A 23,686-nucleotide genomic window follows, 5' to 3' on the forward strand; every position below is an offset into this window, starting at 1 on the left:
GAGGCAATGATGATGAGAAGACGCAGATCCGCGGCGTTACCGGCGATGGCGATCGTGCTGTCCGGAGCGCTTCTGACCGCCGGCGCGGCCGCACCGGCCCTGGCCGTCGGCAACGGGCCCGCCGAAGCACCGGCCTCGGCCCCGCTCCGGGTCCTCGCCGAACCGACGCCCGAGGAGCAGGAACGCCTGCGGGAGATCGCGGGCGTCATCTGGACGCCCCAGCTGGCCGCCGGCTGGAACATGAACGCCGAGGTCGCCGACGTACTCTCGCAGGCCACCGAGCGCATCCTGCGGTGTTCCGAGGCGTTCGCGCTCGTGCCCCGGCCGCCGGGCTTCGTCCCGGGCCTCGGCTATCTCGTCCAGTACTGGAAGAACCTGCGCGACTACTTCCTCGTGGTGAAGGACAACCGCACCTACCGCGCCTGCGTGGTCTCCACCGCGGCCTACTACCGCTCCATCATCGAGATGGCTTCGGCGGGCATCTGAGGCAGGGCCGCTCGGGCGGGCTGCCGTACGACGAAGAGGTACGGCAGCCGTCAGGCGAGGATCCTGCCCGGTTCCTCGGGGCCCGGGAGGTGGCGGGAAGTACCGTGGGGTTCAGGGGTGCGGTGCGGTGCGGCTGCCGGACCAGGCACTCCACAGGGCGGCGTACGGGCCGTCCGCGTCGCGCAGTTCGTCGTGGGGGCCGCTCTCGACGACGCGGCCGGCCTCCAGGACGACGACCCGGTCGGCGGCGACGGCCTGGGTGAGGCGGTGGGCGACGATCAGGGCGGTGCGGCCGGACAGGGCGGCCTCGGCGGAGCGTTCCAGGACCCGGGCGCCCGCGCTGCCCGCCTCGGCGGTCGCCTCGTCGAGCACGGCGAGGGCGGGATCGGCCAGGACGAGCCGGGCGAGGGCCAGTTGCTGGGCGCGGGCCGGGTCGAGGCGGTGGCCGCCTCCGCCGACGACGGTGTCGAGCCCGTCCGGGAGCGCTTCGGCCCAGTCCAAGGCGTGCACCGTGGACAGGGCTCGGCGCAGGTCGGCGTCGGTGGCGTCGGGGCGGGCGAGCCGGAGGTCCTCGGCGAGGGCGCCGGTGAACACATGGACCTCCTGGGTGACCAGGACGACCGACGGTTCTCCGGCGCCGGCCGGTGCGGTGGCCGTGCCGGTGGTGGGCTGCTGGACGCCCGCGACGATCCGGGCGAGGGTCGACTTCCCGGCCCCGCTGGTCCCGACGAGCGCGACGTGTTCGCCGGGCCGCAGGGTGAGGGAGACCTCGTGCAGCACGGGGCGGCCGGGTCCGTAGGCGTGGCTGACGGCGTCCACGGTGACGGCGGCGGCGTCGGACGCGGTGCGCTGGGGCGGTACGGGGGCGGGAGCCGCCTTCCCGGCCACCGGCTCCGGCTGCTCCGCGAGGTCGGTCACCCCGACCAGTCGGGCCAGTCCGGCCGCCGCCGACTGGGCGTCGTCGAGCAGCACCAGGGCCGCGTTGACCGGCCCGAAGAGGCTGTGGAAGTAGAGGGCGGCGGCCGTCGCCGTGCCGATCGACACCGCGCCGTCGCCGACCAGGAGGAATCCGGCGACGAGGACGGCGGCCAGGCCGATGTACTCGGCGATGTGCAGCCGTCCGTAGAAGCCCAGCACCAGGTTGACGCTGCGCATGGTCAGTTCGACGGCCTTGCGCGAGCGTTCGGCGCCGCGCTCGGTGTGCTGCCGCTCCAGCCGGTGGCCGCGTACGGTCACGGCCCCGCCGATGGTCTCCAGGAGCTGTTGCTGTTGTGCCCCGTTGGCGACCCGCTGGTCGGCGTAGAGGGTGAGGGCCCGGCGTACGTACCAGCGGGCGGTGAGCAGTTGGACGGGGACGGCGAGGAGTGCGGCGAGCAGGAACCGTACGTCCAGGAGGGCCAGGGCGATCAGGGTGAGCAGGATCGCGAGGACGGAGCGGGCCATCTCGGGCAGCGCGGAGCGGACGGCCTCGGCGACCCGGGCGACGTCGCCGGTGACGCGGGCGGTGAGGTCCCCGGCCCCGGCGCGTTCCAGCCGGTCGGCGGGGAGGTCCAGGGCGCGTTCGACGAACTGCTCGCGCAGCCGGGCCAGTACGGTCTCGCCGAGCCGGGCGACGCGGGTCAGCCCGATCGTCGTGGTGACGCCCTGGACGGCGGCGACCGCGACGAGCAGGACGACCGGGAGGGTCAGGTCCCCGGCGGGGCGGCCGTCGGCGACGATGTCGACGATCCGGCCCAGCAGCGGCTGGACGAGGAGGCCGACGGCGGTGGCCGCGACCAGGACGCCGATACCGGTCAGGGCGAGGCCCCGGTCGGGGCGGATCAGCGCGCGCAGGGCGGCCCGGGTGCGGGCGGGGGTGGCGATGGGGAGCAGTTCGGCGGCCTCGTCGGCCGTGGGCGTGGGAGTGGTCATGTGAGCACCGCCGTGCGGTAGACGGGATGGTCGCGTACGAGGTCCTCGTGCGGGGCCTCGGCGGTGATCGTGCCGCCGTCGACGAGGACGACCCGGTCGGTCTCGGCGAGCAGGGCGGGGCTGCTGGTGACCAGGACGGTGGTGCGGCCGGTGCGGGCGCGCCGGATTCCGGCGGCGATCCGGGCCTCGGTCGCGGCGTCGACGGCGGTGGTCGGGTCGTGGACGACGAGGACGCCGCGGTCGGCGGCGAGGGCTCGGGCCAGGGCGACGCGCTGGCGCTGGCCGCCGGAGAGCGAGCTGCCGCGCTCGCCGATCCGGCCGTTGGTGCCGCCGGACAGGGCGGAGGCCACCTCGTCGACGGCGGCGGCGTCCATCGCGGGGCGCGGGTCGGCCCCGGCGGGGGCGGCGGCGGTGACGTTCTCCAGGAGGGTGCCGTCGAAGAGCTGGGCGTCGTGCTCGGCGACGAGCAGCGCGGAGCGCAGGGCGGCGGGGGCCAGTTCGGTGAGGGGTACGCCGTCGAGTTCGACGCTCCCCCGGACCGGGTCGCAGCGGCGGGCCAGGCAGTGCAGCAGGGCCTGGGCGTCGGCCGGGTCGGTGACGACGATGCCGATGTGTTCGCCGGGGCGGACGGTCAGGTCGAGGGCGTCGAGTCCGGCGTGGCCGAGTCCGTTGAGGCGCAGTTCGCCGGGGGCGGGGGCGGCCGGTTCGCCGGTGCCGCCGGTGGTCTCGCCCAGGGCGGCCAGCACGTCGGCGATCCGGGCGGCGGAGGCGCGTCCCTTGGCCAGCTCGGCGCCGACCCAGGCCAGGGCGCCGATCGGGCCGGGGAGGAAGAGGGCGAGGCCGACGGCGGAGACGAGGGCGCCGAGGCCGATGGAGCCGCTGAGGACCAGGCGGCCGCCGACGAGGGCGACGAGCGCGATGAACGAGCCGGTCAGGGTGAGCATCAGGCCGGTCTGGAGGGCGGCGGCGCGGGCGGCCCGCACATTGGCCTCGCGGGAGGCCTGGCTGGTGGCGCGGTAGCGGTCGACGGCGGCGCGTTCGGCCCGCAGGCCCTTGAGCACCCGGACCCCGGCGACCAGGTCGGCCGCCACCCCGGAGGCGTGCGCGGCCTGTTCCTGTTCGGCTTCGCTGCGGTGCTCCAGGGGGCGGGCCAGGAAGTGGCCGAGTGCCATCAGGACGGGGGCGCCGATCAGGACGAGGAGCCCGAGGGGCAGGGAGGCGCGGAGCAGGAGCACCGCTCCCGCGACGACGCCGACGACGGCGGCGATGCCGAGGGTCAGTGCCATGTTGACGGCCCCCACCCGGCGGGCGTCCTCGGTGGCCACGTTCACCAGCGCGCCGGGCGGACGGCCCGTCTCCGCCCCGCCGTGCGGGTCGAGGACCCGGCGCAGGACGTCGAGGCGCAGGTGGTGGGCGGCCTGCTCGGCGGCGCGTTCCCCGGCGCGGGCGCCGAAGCGGAAGCCGAGGGAGAGCAGGGTGTAGACGATGGCGAGGACCACCAGCCAGACCGTCAGCGCACCGCCGTCGGGGCGGACCACAGCGCGGTCGACGATCAGTCCGATGAGTACGGGGACGAGCGCCTCGCCGATCTGGTGGCAGGCGCCCAGGAGCGATCCGACGGTGACGTCCCGTCGCTGGCCCGCGACGGCTCGGCGCAGGACGCCGCGCCCGGCGGTATCAGCCCCCATTTCATCTGCTCCTCAGCGTGTCACGGACAGCGGAGGTGGCGACTTCGGGCCACCCATCGCCAGCCAAGCAAAGGCAAGGCTAACCTGCGTCTGCCGAGGCCGGGCGCCCGGCCCCCGGACCGCCGGATCCCGGCGTCGGCGCCCCGGCCCGGGGGTGATTCGGCGGGCGTACGCGTCGACCGCCCCGGGAGGCGTGAGGCGTGACCGGAGGGGCCGGCCGGTTCGAGGAAGCCTCGGCCCCTCCGGACGACGCCCTGAACCTGCCCCGCGCGGCCAACGACCGCACGGGGCAGGCCCGGACCCACACGGAGCCGGCGGCCCCGGCTCGCGTCCACGGGGACGAGGTCGGGCCCGTCGCCGCGAGACCGCCGCCGCTTCGGTGCTCGGGCGGAGCGACGGCACCCGGCTCGGCGGCGCACCGGTGTGTCCGGCCTCCCCGGAAGGCTCAGGTCTCGGAGAGAGGGCCGGCGAAGGGGTCGTCGGGGGGATCGTCGTCGAACGGGGTCCCCTGGTGGAAGTAGAGCCGCCAGCCCTTCGGGGTCAGCCGCCACAGGGAGCTGCGGTGCGAGCGGAGCCCCTTGGACTCCGTGTCGAAGGTGAGGTGCACCAGGTCGGCGCCGAGCCGCGCCCCTCGCATCCGGGAGGCGGTGAGCGGGGCGGGGCGCGGGGCGGCGTCCGCGGTGAGCGAGGCGATGATCGCCTCCCGGGTCCAGAGTCGGCCGCTGGTACCGATCTCCCGGAACTCGGGGTGCAGCAGCGAGGCGAGGAGCTCGGCGGAGGCCCGTACCACCGGGTCCAGCAGGCGCAGCTCGCCCTCGATGGCCGCGGCCACGGCGGGCGACGGCTCAGCCACGGGTCATCTCCACGAGTTTCGCCACGGTGTTCCAGTTGCGGCTGGTGGCGGTGAGGTCCTTGACGTGGCGGGGGCGTCCCAGCGCGACGGCCAGCTTGGAGCGGCCGAGCCCGTCGGGGGCGTACAGGTACAGGCAGCGGTCGCCGAGCCGGAACTCCTCCGGCAGGAAGTCCCCCGCTTCCAGGCCCGCGAAGCGGTCCGCGTCGACGGGCCGGTCGAAGAAGGTGACGTGGAGCTGCTTGCCCTCCAGCTCGGCGGCGGGGAAGGGGCAGGCCGCGGTGACGGCGGCGAGATAGCCGGCGTCACGGACGAGACAGTCGACGGCGAACCCGAACCGTCGGCGCAGGGCCTGTTCCAGGGCGGCGGCCAGCGCGTCCTCGTCGTCACCCTCGCTCCGGAAGACGGCGTTGCCGCTCTGCAGATAGGTGGCGATGCCGGTGTGTCCCAGCTCGGTGAGCACCGTACGCAGTTCGGGCATCGGGACTCTCTTGCTGCCGCTCACGTTGATCCCCCGCAGCAGCGCCGCGTACGTCGTCGTCATGGCCACCCACCCTAGGCCCTCACGCGCGAATCGGGCGGATCGGCCGGATCGGGAGCGGAGCTCGGCGTCCCGGCCGATCCTCGGATCCGGCCGGGAGACGGCACAGCCGCCGCGCCCCGTGGGGGAGAGCGCGGCGGCTGCTGTGCGCGGGGCCGGACGGCGGAGGCATGACCACCACCGCCCGGCGGCCGGTCGGAACCGGGGTACTACTCGATGACCTTGAGGAGCTTGTTGGCCGTGCCCTCGGTGGCGTTGCTGATGGCGTCCGGGGTGGCTCCCTCGGTGAGCGCCGCGGCGACGGCCTCCGGGGTCGCGTCCTGGTTGCCGGCCAGATGGACGGCGGCCGCACCGACGACGTGCGGGGTGGCCATGGAGGTACCGGAGATGGTGTTGGTGCCGGTGTCGCTGTCGTTCCAGGCGGACGTGATGTCCGAACCCGGGGCGTAGATGTCAACGATCGGACCGTAGTTGGAGAACGAGGACTGCTCGTCGGCCTCCGTGGACGAGGCGACGGTGATGGCCTCCGGGACGCGGGAGGGCGAGCCCTGCCCGGCGTCGCTGGACTCGTTGCCGGCGGCCACACCGAAGGTGATGCCCGCGGCGATGGCCTGCTGGACGGCCTCGTCGAGGGCCGGGTCGGCGCCGCCGCCGAGGCTCATGTTGGCGACGGACGGGCCCTTGGCGTGGCCGGCGACCCAGTCGATCCCGGCGATGACCTGCTCGGTGGTGCCCGAGCCGTTGTCGTCCAGGACGCGGACGGCCACGATGTTCGCCTTCTTGGCGACGCCGTGCGCGGCCCCGGCTATGGTACCCGCCACGTGGGTGCCGTGCCCGTTGCCGTCGTCGGCGTCGTCGTCGTTGTCGACGGCGTCGAAACCGGAGGTGGCCCGGGCCTCGAAGTCCTCGTGGGTGACGCGGACACCGGTGTCGATGACGTACGCGGTGACGCCCTCGCCGCCGGCGTCCGGGTAGGTGTAGGCGTTGTCGCCCGCGGTCCCGGTCTGGTCGATCCGGTCCAGACCCCACGACGGCGGGTTGTCCTGGGTGGCGTCGATGCTGAACTTCTTGTTCTGCACCACCTTGGCGACGGCCGGGTCGGCGGCGAGGCGCCCCGCCTCGGTCTCCGAAAGGCCGCTGGCGGAGAAGCCGTTGATGCTGGAGGAGTAGGTGCGCTTGAGCTTGCCGCCGTACTCCTTCGCGAGCTCGGACTTGTCGGCCTTCTTCTCGTCCAGCATCACGATGTAGCTGCCGGACACCGCGGTCGCGGCGTCCGCTCCGTAGACCGTGCCCAGGGGAGCCGGCGCGGCTCCGGCGAACGAGGTTCCGAGAAGGGTGACTCCGGCGGCGGCCGCCACGGCGGTGATCGCGGCGGTCAGCTTGATGCGACGGGTGCGCTGGTGCTTGGCCATGAAGAGGGAGCTCCTCGTCATTCTTTGTGGGGGGATTGGCCCTCGGCCGGAAGATCTCCGGGGGCTGGCTCGAAACCCTGACCGATTGACGAGCGCAGATCAAGGCCTTCATGAGGGTGCGACGTGACCAACACGGTTTCGTCATGAGAAATCGGCCCTGGCCGGTCACAACACCCGCGGAGAGCCGGCCGATGTCCGGCCCGCCCGGATCGATCGGATCGACCGGTAGGGCGCTGTCCCTCGAGAGCACGCTCCCTCACATATCGCCTGCTCAGAGCCGTATTTGAAGGACCGGACACCGCCCGTCGGGCCGCCGCCCGGGCACCCCCGGGGCCGGTGAGGCGGGAGTGACCACAGGTGAAGACCCGTGGAGGCCCGTGGAGGTGCGCGCGCGAGAGGTGAACACCCGGCCCCTGGTGTGAAATCGCGAGGGCGTGCGTGCAGATGCGTCGACCGGACCCGGCGCGACAGGAGCTTCACGGAGCCGGAACACGGACGCCCCGCACCGGGAAGCCGCTGGGCGCGGCACACGGGGCGGGGCGGAGAACGTCCGGATGGCAGTCAGGCGATTTCGCTCAGCGCGGCAGTTCGGCCTCGATGAGGTCGGCGGCCCGCGGGGTGCCGCCCTCCCGTGCCATCTGCTCGCTCAGCCGCTCGCACCGGGCGGCCACTTCGGGGTCGTCCACCAGAGCGAGCACGGCCTCGCGCAGGCTCGCGGCGCCGGCCTCCTCCATCGGGAGGTGCCGGGCCACGCCCAGCGACTGGAGCATGTCCGCGTTGCCGAACTGGTCGACGGCCTGGGGGACGGCGACCATCGGGGTGCCGGTGGCGAGCCCCTCCTGGCTCCCGCCCGCGCCGGCGTGGGTGATGAAGGCGTCGGCCTGCTTGAGAACGGCCAGCTGCGGCACCCAGGTGCGCACCTCCACGTTGCCCGGTACGTCTCCGAGTTCGGCGGGGTCGACGTGCGCGCCGATCTGGAGCACCACATGCCAGCCGGGCAGCCCGCCGAAGGCCTCGACGCACTCCCGGTAGAAGGCGGGCTGCTTGGTGAACGAGGAACCCAGCGACACCAGCAGCACCTTCTCCGCCCCCTTTGGCCGGGTCCACTCCCCCTGGTCGGCGCGGTCGCCCTGACAGGCCCCGACGAAGGTGTACATCTCGCGGTTGACCCGGTCCGCGTTCGGCTGGAGCGCCTCGGGGATCAGAACGAGGCCGAGGCGCGGGCGGGACACGAAGTCGTCGCTGGAGACATCGCCGAGGCCGTTCTCGGCGAGCCAGCCGTCGAAGCGCGCGTAGTACGCCCTGCCGCGCTCGGTCTGCTTCAGCTCGGCGGCCATCGGCTCACCGATCTCCTCCTCGTACCCGTCCCAGGGGACCAGGTTGGGCCAGAGGGAGACGGCGGGGACACCCCAGCGGTGGGCGAGGACCCGGGCGGGATAGGAGGTGATGTCGTGCAGGACGAGGTCGGGCTCGTCGCCCGCGAAGGCCTCGACGAGCTGAGGGAACGCCTGGAGCGCGTCGGCGAGGAAGGGCTCGATGTTGTCGATCAGCTCGGTGCCCCAGGCATCGGGGTCGTCGTCGGTCGGCAGGGTCGAGGTGTAGATCACCGGCCGGGCGCCGGTGGCGGCGACCTTGTCGGCGAAGGAGGCCGGGATGGCGTAGCTGACGCGGTACCCACGGTCGACGAGTTCGCGGATGACGTCGAGGCTCGGGTTCACATGTCCGTGGGCGGCGATGGAGAACATGGCGATGTGGGCACGCGGGGATTCCGTCATGCCGCCCACCGTAGACGAGACGAGACGTCTCGTGCAACTTCTTTCCGGGCCGGGATCAGCGCTGGTAGCGGGCCAGCACCCGGTTCCCGTCGTCCACCAGTCGTTTCCGCAGCTCGGCGGTGTCGATCGCGCCGCTGTAGTACTCCTGGAGCGCGGGGGTCGCCACCTTGTCCTTCCACTCGGGGTAGCCGCGCACCGACTGGGCGGGCGCCGGACGCAGCCCCCGCGCGAGCGCGGTACCGACGGCCCAGCCGTGCTCGGCCGTGCTCAGCGATGGATCGGCCAGGGCCTCCGTACCGGTGGGCAGCATCCAGTCGCCCCGGGCGAGGCGCACCATGTTCGGGGGGCGCAGCAGGAAGTCGATGAACGCGACGGCCTCCTTCTTGTGCGGGCTCTCCTCGGCGACCGACAGCGTCTGCGGGCTCACCCCCTGGACAGCGCCGCCCGCGCCGCCCGCGCCGCCCGCGCCCGCGGGCATCGGCAGAACCGTCCATTCGAACCCCTCGGGGGCCTGCTGGATGATCTGCTGGCGGTAGGAGAAGCCGAGCGGGAGCATCGCGTACTTACCGCCGAAGAACCCGGGCAGCGCGTCCGACCCGCCCATCCCCAGAGCACTGCGGGCCGCACTGCCGTCGGTGTTGACCTGGTCGCGGATGGTGCCGGGCACCACGCCGTCGCCCTGCTCGAAGCGCAGGACCGCCCTGCCGTCACCGTCGCGGTGGAAGAGCTGTCCGCCGCCGGACAGGCCCAGATTGAGGGTGACGGAGACCGGCTCCTTCAGCGGCCAGGCGACCCCGTACCGCCCCTTGACCGTCAGTTCGTCGGTGACCTGCCGGAACTCCTCCCAGCTCCAGGGGTGCTCCGGGGTGGGGATGCGCACGCCCGAGGCCTTCAGCAGCTTCGTGTTGGCGATCAGCACCCGGGGCTCCTGGAGGAAGGGCACCCCGTGGACACCCCCACCGAACGTGGTGGTGCGCCAGGACTGTTCGGGGATGTCGGCCTTGAGCCGGTCGGAGAGGAGGGGGCGCAGATCGGCGAGGTAGCCCCCGTACGCGAAGTCGGCGAGGTCGTCGGAGGCGTCGTGGATGACGTCGGGGGCCTCACCGCCCTCGAAGGAGGTGAGCAGCTGGTCGTGGACGCTGTCCCAGCTGCCCTGGACGTAGTCCACCTGAACGTCGGGGTGGGCCTCGTTCCACTCCTTCACGAGTTGCCTGTTGGCGTCGACGGACTCCTTCTGCCAGGCCAGCGACTGGAACCTGAGCCGGATCGTGCCGTCCGCGTCCCGCCCGTCGCCGCCGCCGGAACACCCGGTGAGCAGCAGGGCCAGCACGACGGCCGCGGTCGCCGCCCGCCGGGCCGAGGCGCGCATCAGCTCTTCACCGCCCCGGCCGTCATCCCGCCGGTGATCCGCCGCTGGATGAGGGCGAAGAGGACGAGGGAGGGGAGCGTGGCGAGGAAGGCGGCGGCGGCGAGCGGGCCGAGGTCGGCCACGCCCTCCGCGCCGAGGAAGTGGGTGAGGACGACCGGCAAGGTCTGCTTCTCCGGGGTCTTGAGCAGGACGAGCGCGAAGAAGAACTCGTTCCATGCGGTGATGAACGCGAACAGCGCGGTGGCGACGATCCCGGGGGCGAGCAGCGGGGCCACGACCGAGACCAGCGTCCGTACCCGGCCCGCCCCGTCGACGGCGGCGGCCTCCTCCAGCTCGGCCGGCACGGCCCGTACGTATCCGGCGAGCATCCACAGCGCGAAGGGCAGCGACCAGACGACATAGACCGTGATCAGCCCCCACAGGGTGTTGATCAGATGCAGGTTCTTCAGGATCAGGAAGAGCGGGATGATCACCAGGACGAACGGGAATGCCTGGCTGACCACCACCCAGCCGGTCGCGGCGGTGGCGAGGCGGCCCCGGTGGCGGGCCATCACATAGGCCATCGGGGTGGCGATCACCACGGCGATCACGGCCGCGCCGACGGCGGCGATCAGGGAGTTGGCCGCAGCCTGGAGCAGCGGCTGCTCGTCGAAGGCCTGCCGGAAGTTGTCCAGGGTGGGCTGCTCGGGGATCCAGGTGGGGTGCAGCGAGCCCAGTTCGCGGGCGGGCTTGAAGGCGGTCGAGATCAGCCAGACGAACGGGAACGCGAGGAAGACCAGGTACGCCAGGAGCGCCAGGTACTGAGCGGCCCGCGCGGGCCTGCTGGTGCGCAGCCCCGTCGATTCGCGCCCCGCCGGCCTTCGCCCCATCGCTCCTCCTCCCCTCCCCCCTCGTCCCCCAGCCCCTCTTGTCCTTCCCCCTCGTCCCCCAGGTCCTTGTCCCACCGGTCCTCGCCTCATCGGTCCTCGCCTCCCCTGAGCCGGCCGACGAGGTAGAGGGCGAGGAGCACGGAGATCACCGCGACCATCACACAGCCCATCGCCGCGGCGTAGCCGAACTGTCCGTAGCGGAAGGCCTCCTCGTAGGCGAAGAGCATCGGCAGCCGGGTCCGGCCACCGGGTCCGCCGCTGGTCAGGACATAGACCAGGGCGAAGGAGTTGAAGTTCCAGATCAGGTTGAGCGCGGAGATCGCGAGCGCGATCGGTTTCAGGGCGGGCCAGGTGACCGTGCGGAAGCGGCGCCACGCGCCCGCTCCGTCCAGGGCGGCCGCCTCGTGGAGTTCGCGCGGGGTGTTCTGGAGTCCGGCGAGCAGGGCCACGGTGGTCTGGGGCATGCCCGCCCAGATGCCGACGAGGATCACGGCGGGCAGCGCGGTGGCGAGGCCGGTCAGCCAGTCCCGGCCGTCGCCGAGTCCGAGGTCGCGGATGGTCTCGTTGAGGATGCCGGCGTCCGGGTTGTAGACGAGCCGCCACATGATGCCGACGACGACCTCGGGCATCGCCCAGGGAATGATCGCCAGCGCCCGGGCCAGCCAGCGTATCCGCAGGTTCTGGTTGAGCAGCAGGGCGAGACCGAGTGCCAGCAGGAACTGCGGGACGGTGACGCCCACGGCCCAGAGCAGGCCGATCCGGAACGAGTCCCAGAACAGCGTGTCGTGCAGCAGGTCCTGGAAGTTCAAGGTGCCGATCCACTGGGTGGAGCGGGTGCGGCCGGACTGCGCGTCGGTGAAGGCGAGAGCGATGCCGTAGAGGAGGGGGCCGACGCTGAGGATCAGGATCGGGATGAGCGCGGGCAGCACCAGGAACCAGGTGTCCCTGTCCCCGAACGCCTTGCGTTCCGGACGGCCCGACCGCCCCGGACGGCCGGATCCCCCCGCGCGCCCGCCCCGCCCGCCCGGTCCGTCGCGCCCGCCCTGCCCGTCCGGTCGGTCCGGTCCGTCCGGTCCGTTACGCCCATGGTGCGGGCCGTCCGGTCCGGACTGCTTCGCCACAGTCACCGATGTCACGAAGAAGACACCTCTGTCCCGTATCTCACTGATGCGCCTGAGACGGACTTCACCCCGTTCCGGCTGCCCGGGAGGCCTCCGTCATCGTGCTGACGGGTCATCGGTTCGTCAAGGTGGCCTGCGGGGATGCAAAATCGCACCCATGGACGAAATGCGAGCGCGCGAGGTGCTGACGGCCGCCGGCTTCCCCGGCGCGGCGGAGCTGCTCGCGCTGGGCGAGAACGCGGTCTTCGCCACCGGCGACCTGGTGATCAAGGTCGGCCGGGACGCCACCGGCCACCCCGAGCTGCGCGAGCGGGCGGAGCGGGAGGTGGCCCTCGCCGACTGGCTCGCCACGTCCGGCGTCCCGGCCGTCCGCGCGGCCGAGCGCCGGCCCCGACTGACCGAGGGCCACCCGGTGACGGTGTGGCACCGGCTTCCCGACCCCGTACGCCCCGCCGAGCCGCGCGACCTCGCCCCCCTGCTCTCCCTGGTGCACGCGCTGCCCGCCCCGGCCGGCTTCACGCTGCCGCGCCGCGAGCTGCTGGGCGGCGTGGAGCGCTGGCTGAGCCTGGCGGGAGACGCGATCGACCCGGCGGACGCCGACTACCTCCGCGAGCGCCGCGACGGCTTCGCGACCGCGGCCGCCGCGCTCGTCCCGCAGCTGCCGCCGGGGCCGATCCACGGCGACGCGCTCCCGCGCAACGTCCACATCGGGCCCGACGGCCCGGTCCTGGTCGACCTGGAGACGTTCTCCGCCGACCTGCGCGAACACGACCTGGTCGTCCTCGCCCTCTCCCGCGACCGCTACGGCCTCGACCCCACGGCCTACGACGCCTTCACCTCCGCGTACGGCTGGGACGTCCGGGAATGGGAGGGATGCGCGGTGCTCCGCGGCGCCCGCGAGACCGCCAGCTGCGCCTGGGTCTCCCAGCACGCCCCGGCCAACCCGAAAGCACTCACCGAATTCCGCCGCCGGGTCGCCTCGCTGCGCGAGGGGGACACGGCGGTTCGGTGGTATCCGTTCTAGGGCCTGGAGGTTCCCGTGGTTCCGGCCGGAGCGGCGATAGGGTGACCAGGTGATTGACGGCGCCGCGGCTCAGGCCATCGTGGACGACATCGTCGATCGGCTCGGCGTCCGGGTGAACGTCATGGACGATCACGGCGTCATCATCGCCAGCAGCGACCGGTCCAGGGTGGGCGGCCTCCACGAGGGCGCGCTGCGTGTGCTGCGGACGGGGCAGCTGTTCGCTGTCACCAGCGAGGAGGCGCACGGCCTGACGGGGACGCTCGCCGGAGTCAATCTGCCACTGCGGCTGGGCGACGAGGTCGTGGGCGTCGTCGGTGTGAGCGGCGAACCCTCGATCGTGGGCGAGATCGCCCAGGCCATCGCGAGGATGGCCGAGCTCATGGTCATACAGCAGGCGTTCCTCGGAGAGGCGAGCTGGCGCCACCGTGTGCGACTGCAGATGATCGAGGATCTCCGGGCCGGAGGTCTGACCGAGGCCGGCTGGCGACAGCGGCAGCAGCTCGCGGGCTGCCGGGTGGAGCCTCCCTACCACCTTTTCGTGGTCGACGGGGTGACGTCACGGCCCGGCCGCGGCCCCCTGGGCGACCCGAAGGACCCCTCGGAGCGATACCGCTGGATGGAGGCGGACGAAGCGGCCACCATCATCGCGCCGGACACGAACGGTGTCCTGTGGGTGGTGGCGGGCGGGTCCACCGGGGTCGGACTGCGGCACCGCATCTCGGTGCTGTGCCAGGCGGAGGGGGACATCGGCTTCCTGGACGCGGGCCGTGCCGACGACTTCCCGACGCTCCTCGAACGGGCCGCGCAGGCCCGGTTCGCACTGCGGCGGCGGCTGCGCGGTGCGGTGCACCTGTCGAATCTGGAGCTGCCGGTCCTCCTCGCCAGGCTCGACCCCGGGACACGACGTGACGCGGCGGCACGCATCGTGGGGGCGCTGCCCGAGGAGCTGCGCCACACCCTGCGGGTGTACTTCTCGCACGACCGGAACGTGGGCGACGCCGCGACCGCGCTGAATGTGCACCGCAACACCCTGGCCTACCGCCTCGGACGCGTGGAGCACCTCACCGGCCGCGACCCGCGCGCCTTCCAGGACGCGGTGGTCCTCCAGGTCGCGCTGCACCTGCAGGAGCTCTCCGAGCCGGAGTGACCCGGCCCTCACGCGGCTTTCCACAGGCGCTTGTGCAGGTGCACAGAGTCGCCCGGCGAAGACCGGGAGAACTTCGTCTGCCGAGCCAATGTCCTTCACGTGCGGCGATTCCTACAGTGCTCTCACGGCTCATTCGTTTCCCGAGTGTTCCGGTTCCCCTCGAAGGGCCTGATCCCCGTGCGTGTCGTCATAGCTCCCGATTCCTTCAAAGGCAGTCTCCCCGCGGCGGCCGTCTGCGCCGCGATCGAGGAAGGCGTACGCCGGGCCCGTCCGGACGCCGAGGTCGTGCGGGTGCCCATGGCTGACGGGGGCGAGGGCACCCTGGACTGTGTCCTGGAGGCCGCCGGTGGCCGCGAGGTGTCCCTGTCGGTGACGGGCCCGCTCGGGCGTACGGTTCCGGCCCGCTACGTACGGTCGGCGGACGGCCGGTCCGCCGTCGTCGAGCTCGCCGCCGCGTCGGGCCTCCCGCTGGTGGAGCCGGATGCTCCCGACCCGCTGCGCGCCCACACCCGTGGCACGGGTGAACTGATCGCCGACGCGATCGGCCGGGGCGCCCGTGACGTACTCGTCTGTGTGGGCGGCAGCGCGAGCACCGACGGCGGTTCCGGGCTGCTCCGTGCGCTGGGCTTCCGCTTCCACGCCGACGACGGGTCCGAACTGGCCGAGGGCGGCGCGGCACTGGCGGGTCTCGCCCGGATCGACGCGAGCGCCGTGCCCGCCGCGGTCCTCTCGACCCGGCTCCGGATCGCCTGCGACGTCACCAATCCGCTGCTCGGAGCGGAAGGCGCGGCCGCGGTCTTCGGACCGCAGAAGGGCGCCTCCGCGGAGCAGGTGCGCCAACTCGACGCCGCGCTGCGCCGGTACGCGGACGTGCTGGCCGACCGGTTCGGCGTACGGGTGCACGACCTGCCCGGCGCCGGGGCGGCGGGCGGCACCTGCGGCGGCCTGGTCGCGGCGCTCGGCGCGGAACCCGTGCGGGGCTGTGACCTGGTGGCGGAGACCGTCGGGCTGGCCGAGGCCCTGAAGGGGGCCGACCTGGTCATCACCGGCGAGGGCCGGCTGGACCGGCAGAGCGCCTCGGGCAAGGTCGTCTCCGTCGTGGCGCGGCTCGCACGCCGGGAGGGCACCGCCGTCGTCGCTCTCGCCGGCCAGGTGGCGCTCCCCGTCGGGGAACTGCACCGGGCCGGACTGACGGCGGCCTTCAGTATCGCCGACGGCCCGCGGACGCTGACCGCGATGACCGAGGCGGCGGAACCTCTCCTGTCGGACGCCGCCGAACAGGCCGTGCGGCTCCGCTTCGGCTGACCGTCCCCGCTCGCACCCCGGCCCGGCCTCTCCGCCCCGGCCTCTCCGCCCCAGGCGCTTTCCGACCATCACGCGCTTCCCCCGTCCCCGCACCATCCGCCCGCACACACCCTGGCGAGGCTCTCCTCGCCCAGGACCTCCCCTCGGGCGGCATGCCCCGCACGCAAGGAGCCCCATGAGCACCGCAGGACCATCCCTGCTCGTCGCACTCGCGATAAGCATCGTCTTGATCGTCGTTCTGTGCGGCCGGTTCCGGCTTCACCCCTTCCTGGCCATCGTCATCGCCACGTACGGCTTCGGTCTCGCGGCGATGGGCATCGGCGCCGCGACCGGTGCGGACAAGCCCTTCGTCGAGGACCTCGGAGCCACCATCGCCGAGGGGTTCGGCTCCATCCTGGCCAGCATCGGCCTGGTGATTCTCTTCGGGACGATCATCGGCAAGGTCCTGGAGCGCACGGGCGCCGCGGTCACTCTCGCCGAGGCCGTGCTCAAGGTCGTCGGCAAACGGCACCCGGCGCTCGCCATGTCGGTCATGGGCTGGGTCGTCTCCATTCCGGTGTTCTGCGACTCCGGCTACGTGGTCCTGTCCCCGCTCCAGCGGTCGATCGCACGCAAGACCGGCAAGAACCCGGTCGTCCTGGGCACGGCGCTGGCCACCGGCCTGTACGCGTCGCACACCTTCGTGCCGCCCACCCCGGGCCCCATCGCCGCCGCGGGGAACGTGGGCATCGGGTCGGACGGCCTGGTGTGGGTCATCCTCTTCAGCATCCCCGTCTCGTTGGTCGCCGCGCTGGCCGGGCTGCTCTGGGCCCTGCGTCGCACCCAGGACCTGCGGAGTTCGCTGCCCGACATCGAGGAGTCCTTCGAGGAGTACAAGGAGCAGTTCGAGCGACTGCCGGGAATCGGCCGGGCGCTGGCGCCGATCCTGGTCCCGATCGTCCTGATGGCCACCGGCTCGGTCGCGGCCTTCCCGTCAGGTGACTCCACCCTGGTCGACGGCGCCCTCGGAGCCCTGCTCACGGACCTGGGCTCCCCGGTGAACGCGCTGCTGATCGGTGTCGTCCTGGCACTCGCCCTGCTGCCGCCCAAGCGGGACGCCAAGGCGCTCACCACCTGGGTCGCGGAGGGGCTGGTCGACGCGGCCCCGATTCTCGTCATCACGGGTGCGGGCGGCGCGTTCGGCGCGGTGATCAAGGGCACTCCGCTGGCCGACTACATCGGCACCCTCATCGGGGACGGCTCGGCGCTGAAGGGAGTGACCGCCCTCCTGGTGCTGTTCGGCATCGCGGCGCTGCTCAAGACCGCCCAGGGCAGCAGTACCGCCGCGCTCATCATCACCTCCACCCTCGCCCAGCCGCTGCTGCCCACGCTGGGCCTGGACGGAACACTCGGTGCCGTTCCCATCGGTCAGGTGATGGCGGTGCTGGCGATCGGCGCCGGTGCCATGGTGGTGAGCCATGTCAACGACTCGTACTTCTGGGTCGTCACCCAGTTCTCCGGAATGGACGTCAAGACCGCGTACCGGGCGCACACGGCGGCCACGTTGGTCCAGGGCCTCAGTGCGCTGGCCGCCGTACTCGTCCTCGGCGCCGTGCTGCTCTAGCCGGAGGCGGTACACCGACGCGCGGAGGCCACCCGCTCACCAGCGGCCCGGTGGCCCCGCGCTCCTTCACCCTGCACATTCACAACGAGAACACCGGTGCCGACATCCCTGCGGGCAACTGGCTCCCTATCGCGACCACCGACGAGTTCTCCGTCACCCTGCGCCTGTACACACCGCAGATGGACAGGATCGCCCCTCCTGAAGGTGACAGCCGGCAGCTCCCCGCCCTTACCCCGGTCACCGCAACCACCAGGTGAACCCCGGCCTGTCCACAGCCGACCTTCTCTCCGGTGCGGTGCCGGCCCGTCACGGCGTATTCCCTCTCATCACCTTCACCCCGTGGACCGCCGTGCTGGACACCGCGAGCAGTTGACGCCGCTCCGACCCATTGATGGTTTTCATCCCGTGTTACAGAGGGATTCTCGTACAAGCGCTCCACGGTGCCCCGGGGCGGGTGAAAACGCCGCAGATGTACTGGACCGACGGGCTGAGACGAGGATCATGTGAGGTGCTCGGCGAAGTCGCCGCGTCCGGTGTGGTTGTTGTCCCGCCGCAGGTTCCTTCCCTCTTGTCTATGGAGCGCCCCCATGCCCCTTTCCTCTCTCTCCGTCCGGCCGCTGCGGGCCGTCGTCGCCGGTGCCGCGGCGGTAGCCGCCGCGTTCGCCGTCCTTCCCGCGTCCGCCTCGGCCGCCGCCGGTGCGGGCACACCGGCGGTCCGCGCCGCCGCCGCGGAGGCGGTCAAGAAGTGCTCGGGTGAGATCTGGAGGTACCCCAAGACGTACGCCGAAGCGGTGTCCGCGGCCTGCCTCTGGGTCGAGGGCGGCAAGGTCTGGGCCCAGCAGTACAGCCGCTGCCGGTTCGACCCCGACGGCAACGGTGCGTTCGTAGCGGCCTACTGCACCGCCTACGACCTGGACTACACCCTCACCGCTCCCAGCGGTCAGCAGTACACCGGCACCCTGCCGAAGAACCGCAACACCGAGTTCACCATCAGCGCGAGCGAATCAGTCACCTGTGAGAAGGGAAGCTGGAAGCTCGACCTGCCCAAGGCCAAGCACGCCATCGAGTTCACCACCTTCTGGGGCAGGAACTACCTGGAGACCGCCGAAAGCCACCAGACCGCGACCATCGACGTCGCGGGCTGCTGACGGCACCTGTATGAGGTCCGGTCACCAGCCCGGACCTCACCCCTGAGGTCCGAGGCATATGCCGGGCCATCCAACGTTGGGTGAAGTCCTCGTCCAGCCGGACCAGGTGCCCCTTCTGGGCCATCGCCCGGCATCGGTGCCGGGGCCAGAGAAAGCGGGGAATTCGGATCGATTCCAGACTGTGGCGGGTTGAGGGAGAGCATGGCGATCCCTGTGGAGCTCGGCGTCGTGGTTGACGGGCCGACCGTCCTCGCTGCCCTTCTTCCTGCGGTTGGCGGCCTGGTCGACCTTCTCTGGAAAGACGGCCTCTGAGTGGCCCGTCGGTACTCTCCGGCGACATACCGGCGGCACGGTGCCGCGTATGCTTCCGCCGACCGTCTCGCATCATTCGAAATGGAGCCTCGATGCCCATAGCCCGCTTGACCGCAGTGACGTGGAGCCTCTCGGCCGTGGCAGCCGGCGCGCTGCTCGCCGGCTGCTCGGGGTCGGTCAGCGTCGGGGACTCGGAGCCGAAGCTGTCTTCGGACGAGCTCGCCACGACAGTCTCCGAGAAGCTCGCGGCCACCATGAACCAGCCGAAGCCGGACATCACCTGTCCCGAGGACCTTGCCGGGAAGGTCGGCACCACCACCCGCTGCACACTCACGGCGAAGGACGGCAGCACGCTGGGCGTGTCGGTCAAGGTCACCTCGGTCAAGGGAAAGCAGATCAACTTCGACATCAAGGCCGACAACACGGCTTCCCCGGCCCCGAACTGACATCCGGGCCTCCTCGGTCACGGTGTCGGATCGCCTCTCCGACACCCAGGCTCTCTCCCGGATGCGCTGACCGATCCGGTCAGCGCATCCGGGGGATGAGCGGCCAGGCCGTCTCGACGATCGCCGCCGGATCGCTGGTGCGCCGCAGATACGCCTGCAAGGACAGCGACTGCTCGGCTGCCGCGTGCACCTGTAGGCCGTGCAGGTCCTCCAGGGACATCACTCCGACGGGCTGGTGCTTCTCCCCCATGCGTCGCACCACGCGCGCGGCGGCCACGGCGTCCGCCCTCGCGTCATGCGCGTCGTCGAGCGAAACCCCGTAGTGGGCGCACAGGGCGTGGAGGGCACGCTTCCCCTTCCGGTACTTGTCGACATGCTTGTCGATCACCAACGGATCGACGACGGGCGAAGGCGCGTTGCCCAGCCGCTCACTGACCGACTCGACCCCGTGACGCCGGCACTCACGGTCCAGCAGGGACAGGTCGTAGCGTGCGTTCATCACCACCAGCGGCATCCCCGAGCGCAGCCCCTCGGCGACCGCGCGGGTGATCTCCTCGATCGCGGAGGCGGCCGGAAGCCCGTGCTCGCGGGCACGTTCCGTCGAGATACCGTGGATCGCCGATGCCTGCTCGGGTATGGCCACACCGGGATTCAGCAGCCAGCTCCGCTCCTCGGACACGAGTCCGTCCGCCTCCAGCCGGACGACCGCCGCCGCCACGATGCGGTCGGACTCGATATCCGTCCCCGTCGTCTCCAGGTCGAACGCCATCAACGACCCGCTGATCCAGCTCATCCCGTACCTCCGTCTGTGGTGCTTACCTCCAAGTGATGAACACCTTCGCACGGACCACTGACAACGGAGGCGGCGCGTCAGGAGACCGGCCTGGAGTCCGTCCAGACCGATTCGAACTCCTCGCGGTAGGTCTCGAAGAGGCCGTGCTCGCTGTCCTGGCCCGCCCGCACCACCGTGCGCCGGCCCCCGCCACGCAGCACCAGCACCGGCGCCTCCATGCCCCGGGCCCGGCGCAGATAGGGCTGGACGACGCCCACCGCGTCCGGGCCGTCGCCGTCCACCAGGTAGGCGGTGAAGCGCGGGGTCTCGTCGAAGACCTGGATCTCGAACGCGCCCGGGTCGCGGAGCTTGGAGCGCACCCGGCGCATATGCAGGATGTTCATCTCCACCGAACGGCTCAGCTCGCCCTTCTTGAGGCCGAGTTCCCGCTCCCGCCGCTTGACCGCGCTGCTGGCCGGGTTGATGAACAGCAGCCGGACCCGGCAGCCCGATTCGGCGAGCCGGACGAGCCGGCGGCCGGAGAAGTTCTGGACCAGCAGGTTGAGGCCTATGCCGATGGCGTCGAGCCGCCGCGCCCCGCCGAACAGGTCCTCGGCCGGCAGCTGGCGCTGGAGCCGCACCCGGTCGGGGTGGACGGAGACCACGTCCGCGTAGCGGTCGCCGACCAGCTCCTCCACCGCGTCCACCGGCAGCCGGTCCGCGGAGGGCGCCCCCGCCCCACTGCCGAGGATGTCCAGGAGCCGGGCGGAGGCGCGTTCCGCCTGGGCGAGGACCGCTTCGTTCAGCGCGCGGTTGCGGGAGACGACGTTGCGCGCGACCTCCAGTTCGTCCAGGGCCAGCTCGACGTCGCGCCGGTCGTCGAAGTACGGCTCGAAACAGGGCCAGTGCTGGACCATCAGCTCACGCAGCTGCGGCAGCGTGAGGAAGCTGAGGACGTTGTCGTCGGCCGGGTCCAGCAGATAGCCCTTGCGGCGCGAGACCTCGCGTACGGCGACGGCGCGCTGGACCCATTCCTGCCCGGCCGGTCCGGCCGCGGCCACCACCCACTCCTCGCCGTGCACCGGCTCGTAGATCGGGCGGAGTACCGCGGCGACGACAGCCCGCAGGCGTTGTTCGACCAGATTCAGCCAGATATAGGCGCGTCCGGCCCGCTGGGCCCGGGTGCGCACCTCGTTCCAGGCCTCCGAGCCCCAGCCCAGCTCGGCGCCGATCTCCATGGGCTGCGCGAGGGACACCGCCCCGGGCGGAGCATCGGTCGATTCCCCCTCGTGACCTGCGTCACCTGGGGGTAGCTCGAACCCTCCCGAGCTCACCCGCGTACCGCCTTCCACTCCCCCACCCAACGATCAAGGAAGGGTACTCCGGGAGCATGATCCGACGCAGCCCGATGCGCAGGCGACTTTCTCAACTCCCCCGCGTCCGAGGCTTGTTCCTTTCGGCGGGATCGGGCGGAGTGAGCGGATTCATAGTGATTAGGCCCTCTGTGGCGGGCGGGAACCGGACGCACACCGGGTGACGGGGGCCGGAAGCACGTCCGGGGCGGCACGGGAGTGTCCGAAGTTGACCGCTGCGGCCCGGACCGGACGACGGGACCCGGCCGCACCGCGCGACGTCCTAGGTGAGCGCCTCGTCTTCGGGGAGTATTCGGGAGGTATTCGAGGACCATCGGGCCGAGGAATGCCACCGCACCCGGATCAGAAGTGGAAGAGTCTTCATCATGCAGGTCTGGCCGGGACACGCTTACCCCCTCGGCGCCACGTACGACGGCGCCGGCACGAACTTCGCGGTCTTCTCCGAGGCCGCACACCGGATCGAACTGTGCCTGTTGCACGAGGACGGCTCGGAGACGGCGGTGGAACTCCGCGAGACCGATGCCTTCGTACGCCACGCCTATCTGCCCGGGGTGATGCCGGGTCAACAGTACGGCTTCCGGGTGCACGGCCCCTACGAACCCCAGCGCGGGCAGCGGTGCAACTCCGCGAAGCTCCTGCTGGACCCGTACGCCCGTGCGGTGGCCGGAAGGATCCAGTGGGGCGAGGAGGTGTACGGCTATCCGTTCGGCAGGCCGGACGCCCGCAACGACCTGGACTCGGCCCCGCACACCGTGAGCTCGGTGGTGGTCAACCCGTACTTCGACTGGGGCGACGACCGCCGCCCCCGGACGGACTACCACCGCACGGTGATCTACGAGGCCCATGTGAAGGGCCTGACGATGCTGCACCCAGGCCTCCCGCCCGAGCTGCGCGGCACGTACGCGGGCCTCGCGCATCCGGAGGTGATCGCCCACCTGACCGAACTGGGCATCACCGCACTTGAGCTGATGCCCGTTCACCAGTTCGTGCAGGACCATCGGCTTGCGGACATGGGGCTCGCCAACTACTGGGGCTACAACACCATCGGCTTCTTCGCCCCCCACAACACCTACGCCTCGTGGGGCGACCGCGGCGAACAGGTGCTGGAGTTCAAACAGGCCGTGAAGGCGCTCCACCAGGCGGGGATCGAGGTCATCCTCGACGTCGTCTACAACCACACGGCCGAGGGCAACCACCTCGGGCCCACGCTCTCCTTCCGCGGACTCGACAACGCCTCCTACTACCGCCTGACCGACGACCAGCGCTACTACATGGACACCACGGGCACCGGGAACTCCCTGCTCATGCGGTCCCCGCACGTCCTCCAGATGATCATGGACTCGCTGCGGTACTGGGTGACCGAGATGCATGTGGACGGCTTCCGCTTCGACCTCGCGGCGACACTCGCCCGGCAGTTCCACGAGGTGGACCGGCTCTCCTCGTTCTTCGACCTGGTGCAGCAGGACCCGGTCGTCAGCCAGGTGAAGCTGATCGCCGAGCCGTGGGACGTCGGCGAGGGCGGCTACCAGGTGGGCAACTTCCCGCCGCTGTGGACCGAGTGGAACGGAAAGTACCGCGACACGGTCCGCGATCTGTGGCGGGGCGAGCCGCGCACGCTGGCGGAGTTCGCCGGGCGGCTCACCGGCTCCTCCGACCTCTACCAGGACGACGGCCGCCGGCCGCTCGCCTCGATCAACTTCACCACCTGCCACGACGGCTTCACCCTGCACGACCTCGTCTCCTACAACGACAAGCGCAACGACGCCAACGGGGAGGACAACCGGGACGGCGAGAGCCACAACCGGTCCTGGAACTGCGGCGCGGAGGGCGACACCGAGGACCCGGAGGTCCTGGAGGTGCGGGCCCGCCAGATGCGGAACTTCATCGCCACGCTGATGCTCTCGCAGGGCGTGCCGATGCTGAGCCACGGTGACGAGTTCGCCCGTACGCAGAACGGCAACAACAACGCCTACTGCCAGGACAACGAACTGGCCTGGGTGCACTGGCCCGATCCTGACGAGGAGGCAGACGCCCCCGCCTCGACGCTGCTGGAGTTCACCCGGGCCATGGTGTGGCTGCGCCGCGACCACCCCGTGTTCCGGCGCCGCCGCTTCTTCCACGGACGGCCGGTGGAGGGCACGCACGACGAGCTCTCCGACATCGCCTGGTTCACCCCGAAGGGCGAGGAGATGACGCAGCAGGACTGGCAGGCGGCCCACGCCAAGGCGATGACCGTGTTCCTGAACGGGCACGCGATCTCGGAGCCGGGGCCGCGCGGCGAGCGGATCTCCGACGACTCGTTCCTCCTGATGTTCAACGCGGGCGCCGAGACACTGGAGTTCGCCGTCCCGGTCGACCACGGGGAGCAGTGGCTGGTCATCGTCGACACCGCGCGTCCTGGCGGGGTGGAGCCGGGGACGGGACCCAAGGTCGCCGAGGGCGAACGGGTCACGCTGATCGGGCGCAGCCTGACCGTGCTGAAGCGGCCCGCCTGAGAGGTGGGCGGGGAGAAGCACGAGGAGTGAGTGTTACGC

19 protein-coding genes and 1 pseudogene are annotated in these 23,686 nt (G+C 71.7%); 9 read left to right on the forward strand and 11 right to left on the reverse strand.

What is annotated here, in order from left to right; genetic code table 11:
- The first annotated feature begins 9 nt into the window (after window positions 1-9).
- Window positions 10-486: a hypothetical protein gene (locus tag ACZ60Q_RS05710; RefSeq protein WP_469629529.1), complete on the forward strand. Its 477-nt coding sequence runs from the start codon at window positions 10-12 to the stop codon at window positions 484-486.
- Window positions 487-597: 111 nt separating this feature from the next.
- Here ACZ60Q_RS05710 and ACZ60Q_RS05715 read toward each other — a convergent pair whose 3' ends face one another.
- From ACZ60Q_RS05715 to ACZ60Q_RS05755, 9 genes and pseudogenes are all read right to left on the reverse strand, one after another.
- Window positions 598-2,397, reverse strand: coding sequence for an ABC transporter ATP-binding protein (locus tag ACZ60Q_RS05715; RefSeq protein WP_469628879.1), 1,800 nt, complete (start codon window positions 2,395-2,397; stop codon window positions 598-600).
- On the reverse strand, window positions 2,394-4,085 hold the full coding sequence (locus ACZ60Q_RS05720) for an ABC transporter ATP-binding protein (protein ID WP_469628882.1): 1,692 nt from the start codon (window positions 4,083-4,085) through the stop codon (window positions 2,394-2,396). Before ACZ60Q_RS05720 ends, ACZ60Q_RS05715 begins: the two co-directional genes overlap by 4 nt.
- Window positions 4,086-4,530: 445 nt before the next feature.
- Window positions 4,531-4,938 (reverse strand): nuclear transport factor 2 family protein, encoded by a 408-nt coding sequence (locus ACZ60Q_RS05725; RefSeq protein WP_469628885.1) that lies wholly within the window; start codon window positions 4,936-4,938, stop codon window positions 4,531-4,533.
- Complete coding sequence (locus ACZ60Q_RS05730; RefSeq protein ID WP_469628887.1) at window positions 4,931-5,479, reverse strand: DUF1697 domain-containing protein; 549 nt, start codon at window positions 5,477-5,479, stop codon at window positions 4,931-4,933. Before ACZ60Q_RS05730 ends, ACZ60Q_RS05725 begins: the two co-directional genes overlap by 8 nt.
- 206 nt (window positions 5,480-5,685) lie before the next feature.
- Window positions 5,686-6,888, reverse strand: coding sequence for a S8 family peptidase (locus ACZ60Q_RS05735; protein WP_469628890.1), 1,203 nt, complete (start codon window positions 6,886-6,888; stop codon window positions 5,686-5,688).
- 575 nt (window positions 6,889-7,463) lie between these two features.
- A pseudogene (mgt, locus tag ACZ60Q_RS05740) lies at window positions 7,464-8,700 on the reverse strand (macrolide-inactivating glycosyltransferase).
- 18 nt (window positions 8,701-8,718) lie between these two features.
- On the reverse strand, window positions 8,719-10,032 hold the full coding sequence (locus ACZ60Q_RS05745) for an ABC transporter substrate-binding protein (RefSeq protein ID WP_469628893.1): 1,314 nt from the start codon (window positions 10,030-10,032) through the stop codon (window positions 8,719-8,721).
- A complete protein-coding gene (locus ACZ60Q_RS05750) occupies window positions 10,032-10,901 on the reverse strand; it encodes a carbohydrate ABC transporter permease (RefSeq protein ID WP_469628896.1) in 870 nt (289 codons plus the stop codon). Before ACZ60Q_RS05750 ends, ACZ60Q_RS05745 begins: the two co-directional genes overlap by 1 nt.
- 86 nt (window positions 10,902-10,987) lie before the next feature.
- Window positions 10,988-12,037: a carbohydrate ABC transporter permease gene (locus ACZ60Q_RS05755; RefSeq protein WP_469628899.1), complete on the reverse strand. Its 1,050-nt coding sequence runs from the start codon at window positions 12,035-12,037 to the stop codon at window positions 10,988-10,990.
- 142 nt (window positions 12,038-12,179) lie between these two features.
- Between ACZ60Q_RS05755 and ACZ60Q_RS05760 the strand changes: the two genes are divergently transcribed.
- From ACZ60Q_RS05760 to ACZ60Q_RS05790, 7 genes are all read left to right on the forward strand, one after another.
- On the forward strand, window positions 12,180-13,046 hold the full coding sequence (locus ACZ60Q_RS05760; RefSeq protein WP_469628902.1) for a phosphotransferase enzyme family protein: 867 nt from the start codon (window positions 12,180-12,182) through the stop codon (window positions 13,044-13,046).
- Between the two features lie 49 nt (window positions 13,047-13,095).
- Window positions 13,096-14,193, forward strand: a complete 1,098-nt coding sequence (locus ACZ60Q_RS05765) for a CdaR family transcriptional regulator (protein ID WP_469628904.1) — start codon at window positions 13,096-13,098, stop codon at window positions 14,191-14,193.
- Window positions 14,194-14,370: 177 nt separating this feature from the next.
- A complete protein-coding gene (locus ACZ60Q_RS05770) occupies window positions 14,371-15,498 on the forward strand; it encodes a glycerate kinase (protein ID WP_469628907.1) in 1,128 nt (375 codons plus the stop codon).
- A 175-nt stretch (window positions 15,499-15,673) separates the two neighbouring features.
- Complete coding sequence (locus tag ACZ60Q_RS05775; protein ID WP_469628910.1) at window positions 15,674-17,101, forward strand: GntP family permease; 1,428 nt, start codon at window positions 15,674-15,676, stop codon at window positions 17,099-17,101.
- 50 nt (window positions 17,102-17,151) lie between these two features.
- Window positions 17,152-17,358, forward strand: coding sequence for a DUF1214 domain-containing protein (locus ACZ60Q_RS05780; protein WP_469628911.1), 207 nt, complete (start codon window positions 17,152-17,154; stop codon window positions 17,356-17,358).
- A 330-nt stretch (window positions 17,359-17,688) separates the two neighbouring features.
- Entirely contained in the window at window positions 17,689-18,249 is a 561-nt protein-coding gene (locus tag ACZ60Q_RS05785) for a hypothetical protein (RefSeq protein ID WP_469628914.1), read from the forward strand.
- A gap of 404 nt (window positions 18,250-18,653) precedes the next feature.
- Window positions 18,654-19,007: a DUF4333 domain-containing protein gene (locus tag ACZ60Q_RS05790; RefSeq protein ID WP_469628917.1), complete on the forward strand. Its 354-nt coding sequence runs from the start codon at window positions 18,654-18,656 to the stop codon at window positions 19,005-19,007.
- Between the two features lie 79 nt (window positions 19,008-19,086).
- Here ACZ60Q_RS05790 and ACZ60Q_RS05795 read toward each other — a convergent pair whose 3' ends face one another.
- On the reverse strand, window positions 19,087-19,800 hold the full coding sequence (locus ACZ60Q_RS05795) for an exonuclease domain-containing protein (protein WP_469628920.1): 714 nt from the start codon (window positions 19,798-19,800) through the stop codon (window positions 19,087-19,089).
- 77 nt (window positions 19,801-19,877) lie between these two features.
- Window positions 19,878-21,113 carry an SAV2148 family HEPN domain-containing protein gene (locus ACZ60Q_RS05800; RefSeq protein ID WP_469628923.1) on the reverse strand — a complete coding sequence of 412 codons (1,236 nt, stop codon included), beginning with the start codon at window positions 21,111-21,113 and terminating at the stop codon, window positions 19,878-19,880.
- Window positions 21,114-21,517: 404 nt separating this feature from the next.
- Between ACZ60Q_RS05800 and glgX the strand changes: the two genes are divergently transcribed.
- A complete protein-coding gene (gene glgX / locus ACZ60Q_RS05805; RefSeq protein WP_469628926.1) occupies window positions 21,518-23,647 on the forward strand; it encodes a glycogen debranching protein GlgX in 2,130 nt (709 codons plus the stop codon).
- Window positions 23,648-23,686 lie beyond the last annotated feature (39 nt).

The sequence above is a fragment of the Streptomyces sp. NPDC104313 genome (assembly GCF_055583985.1).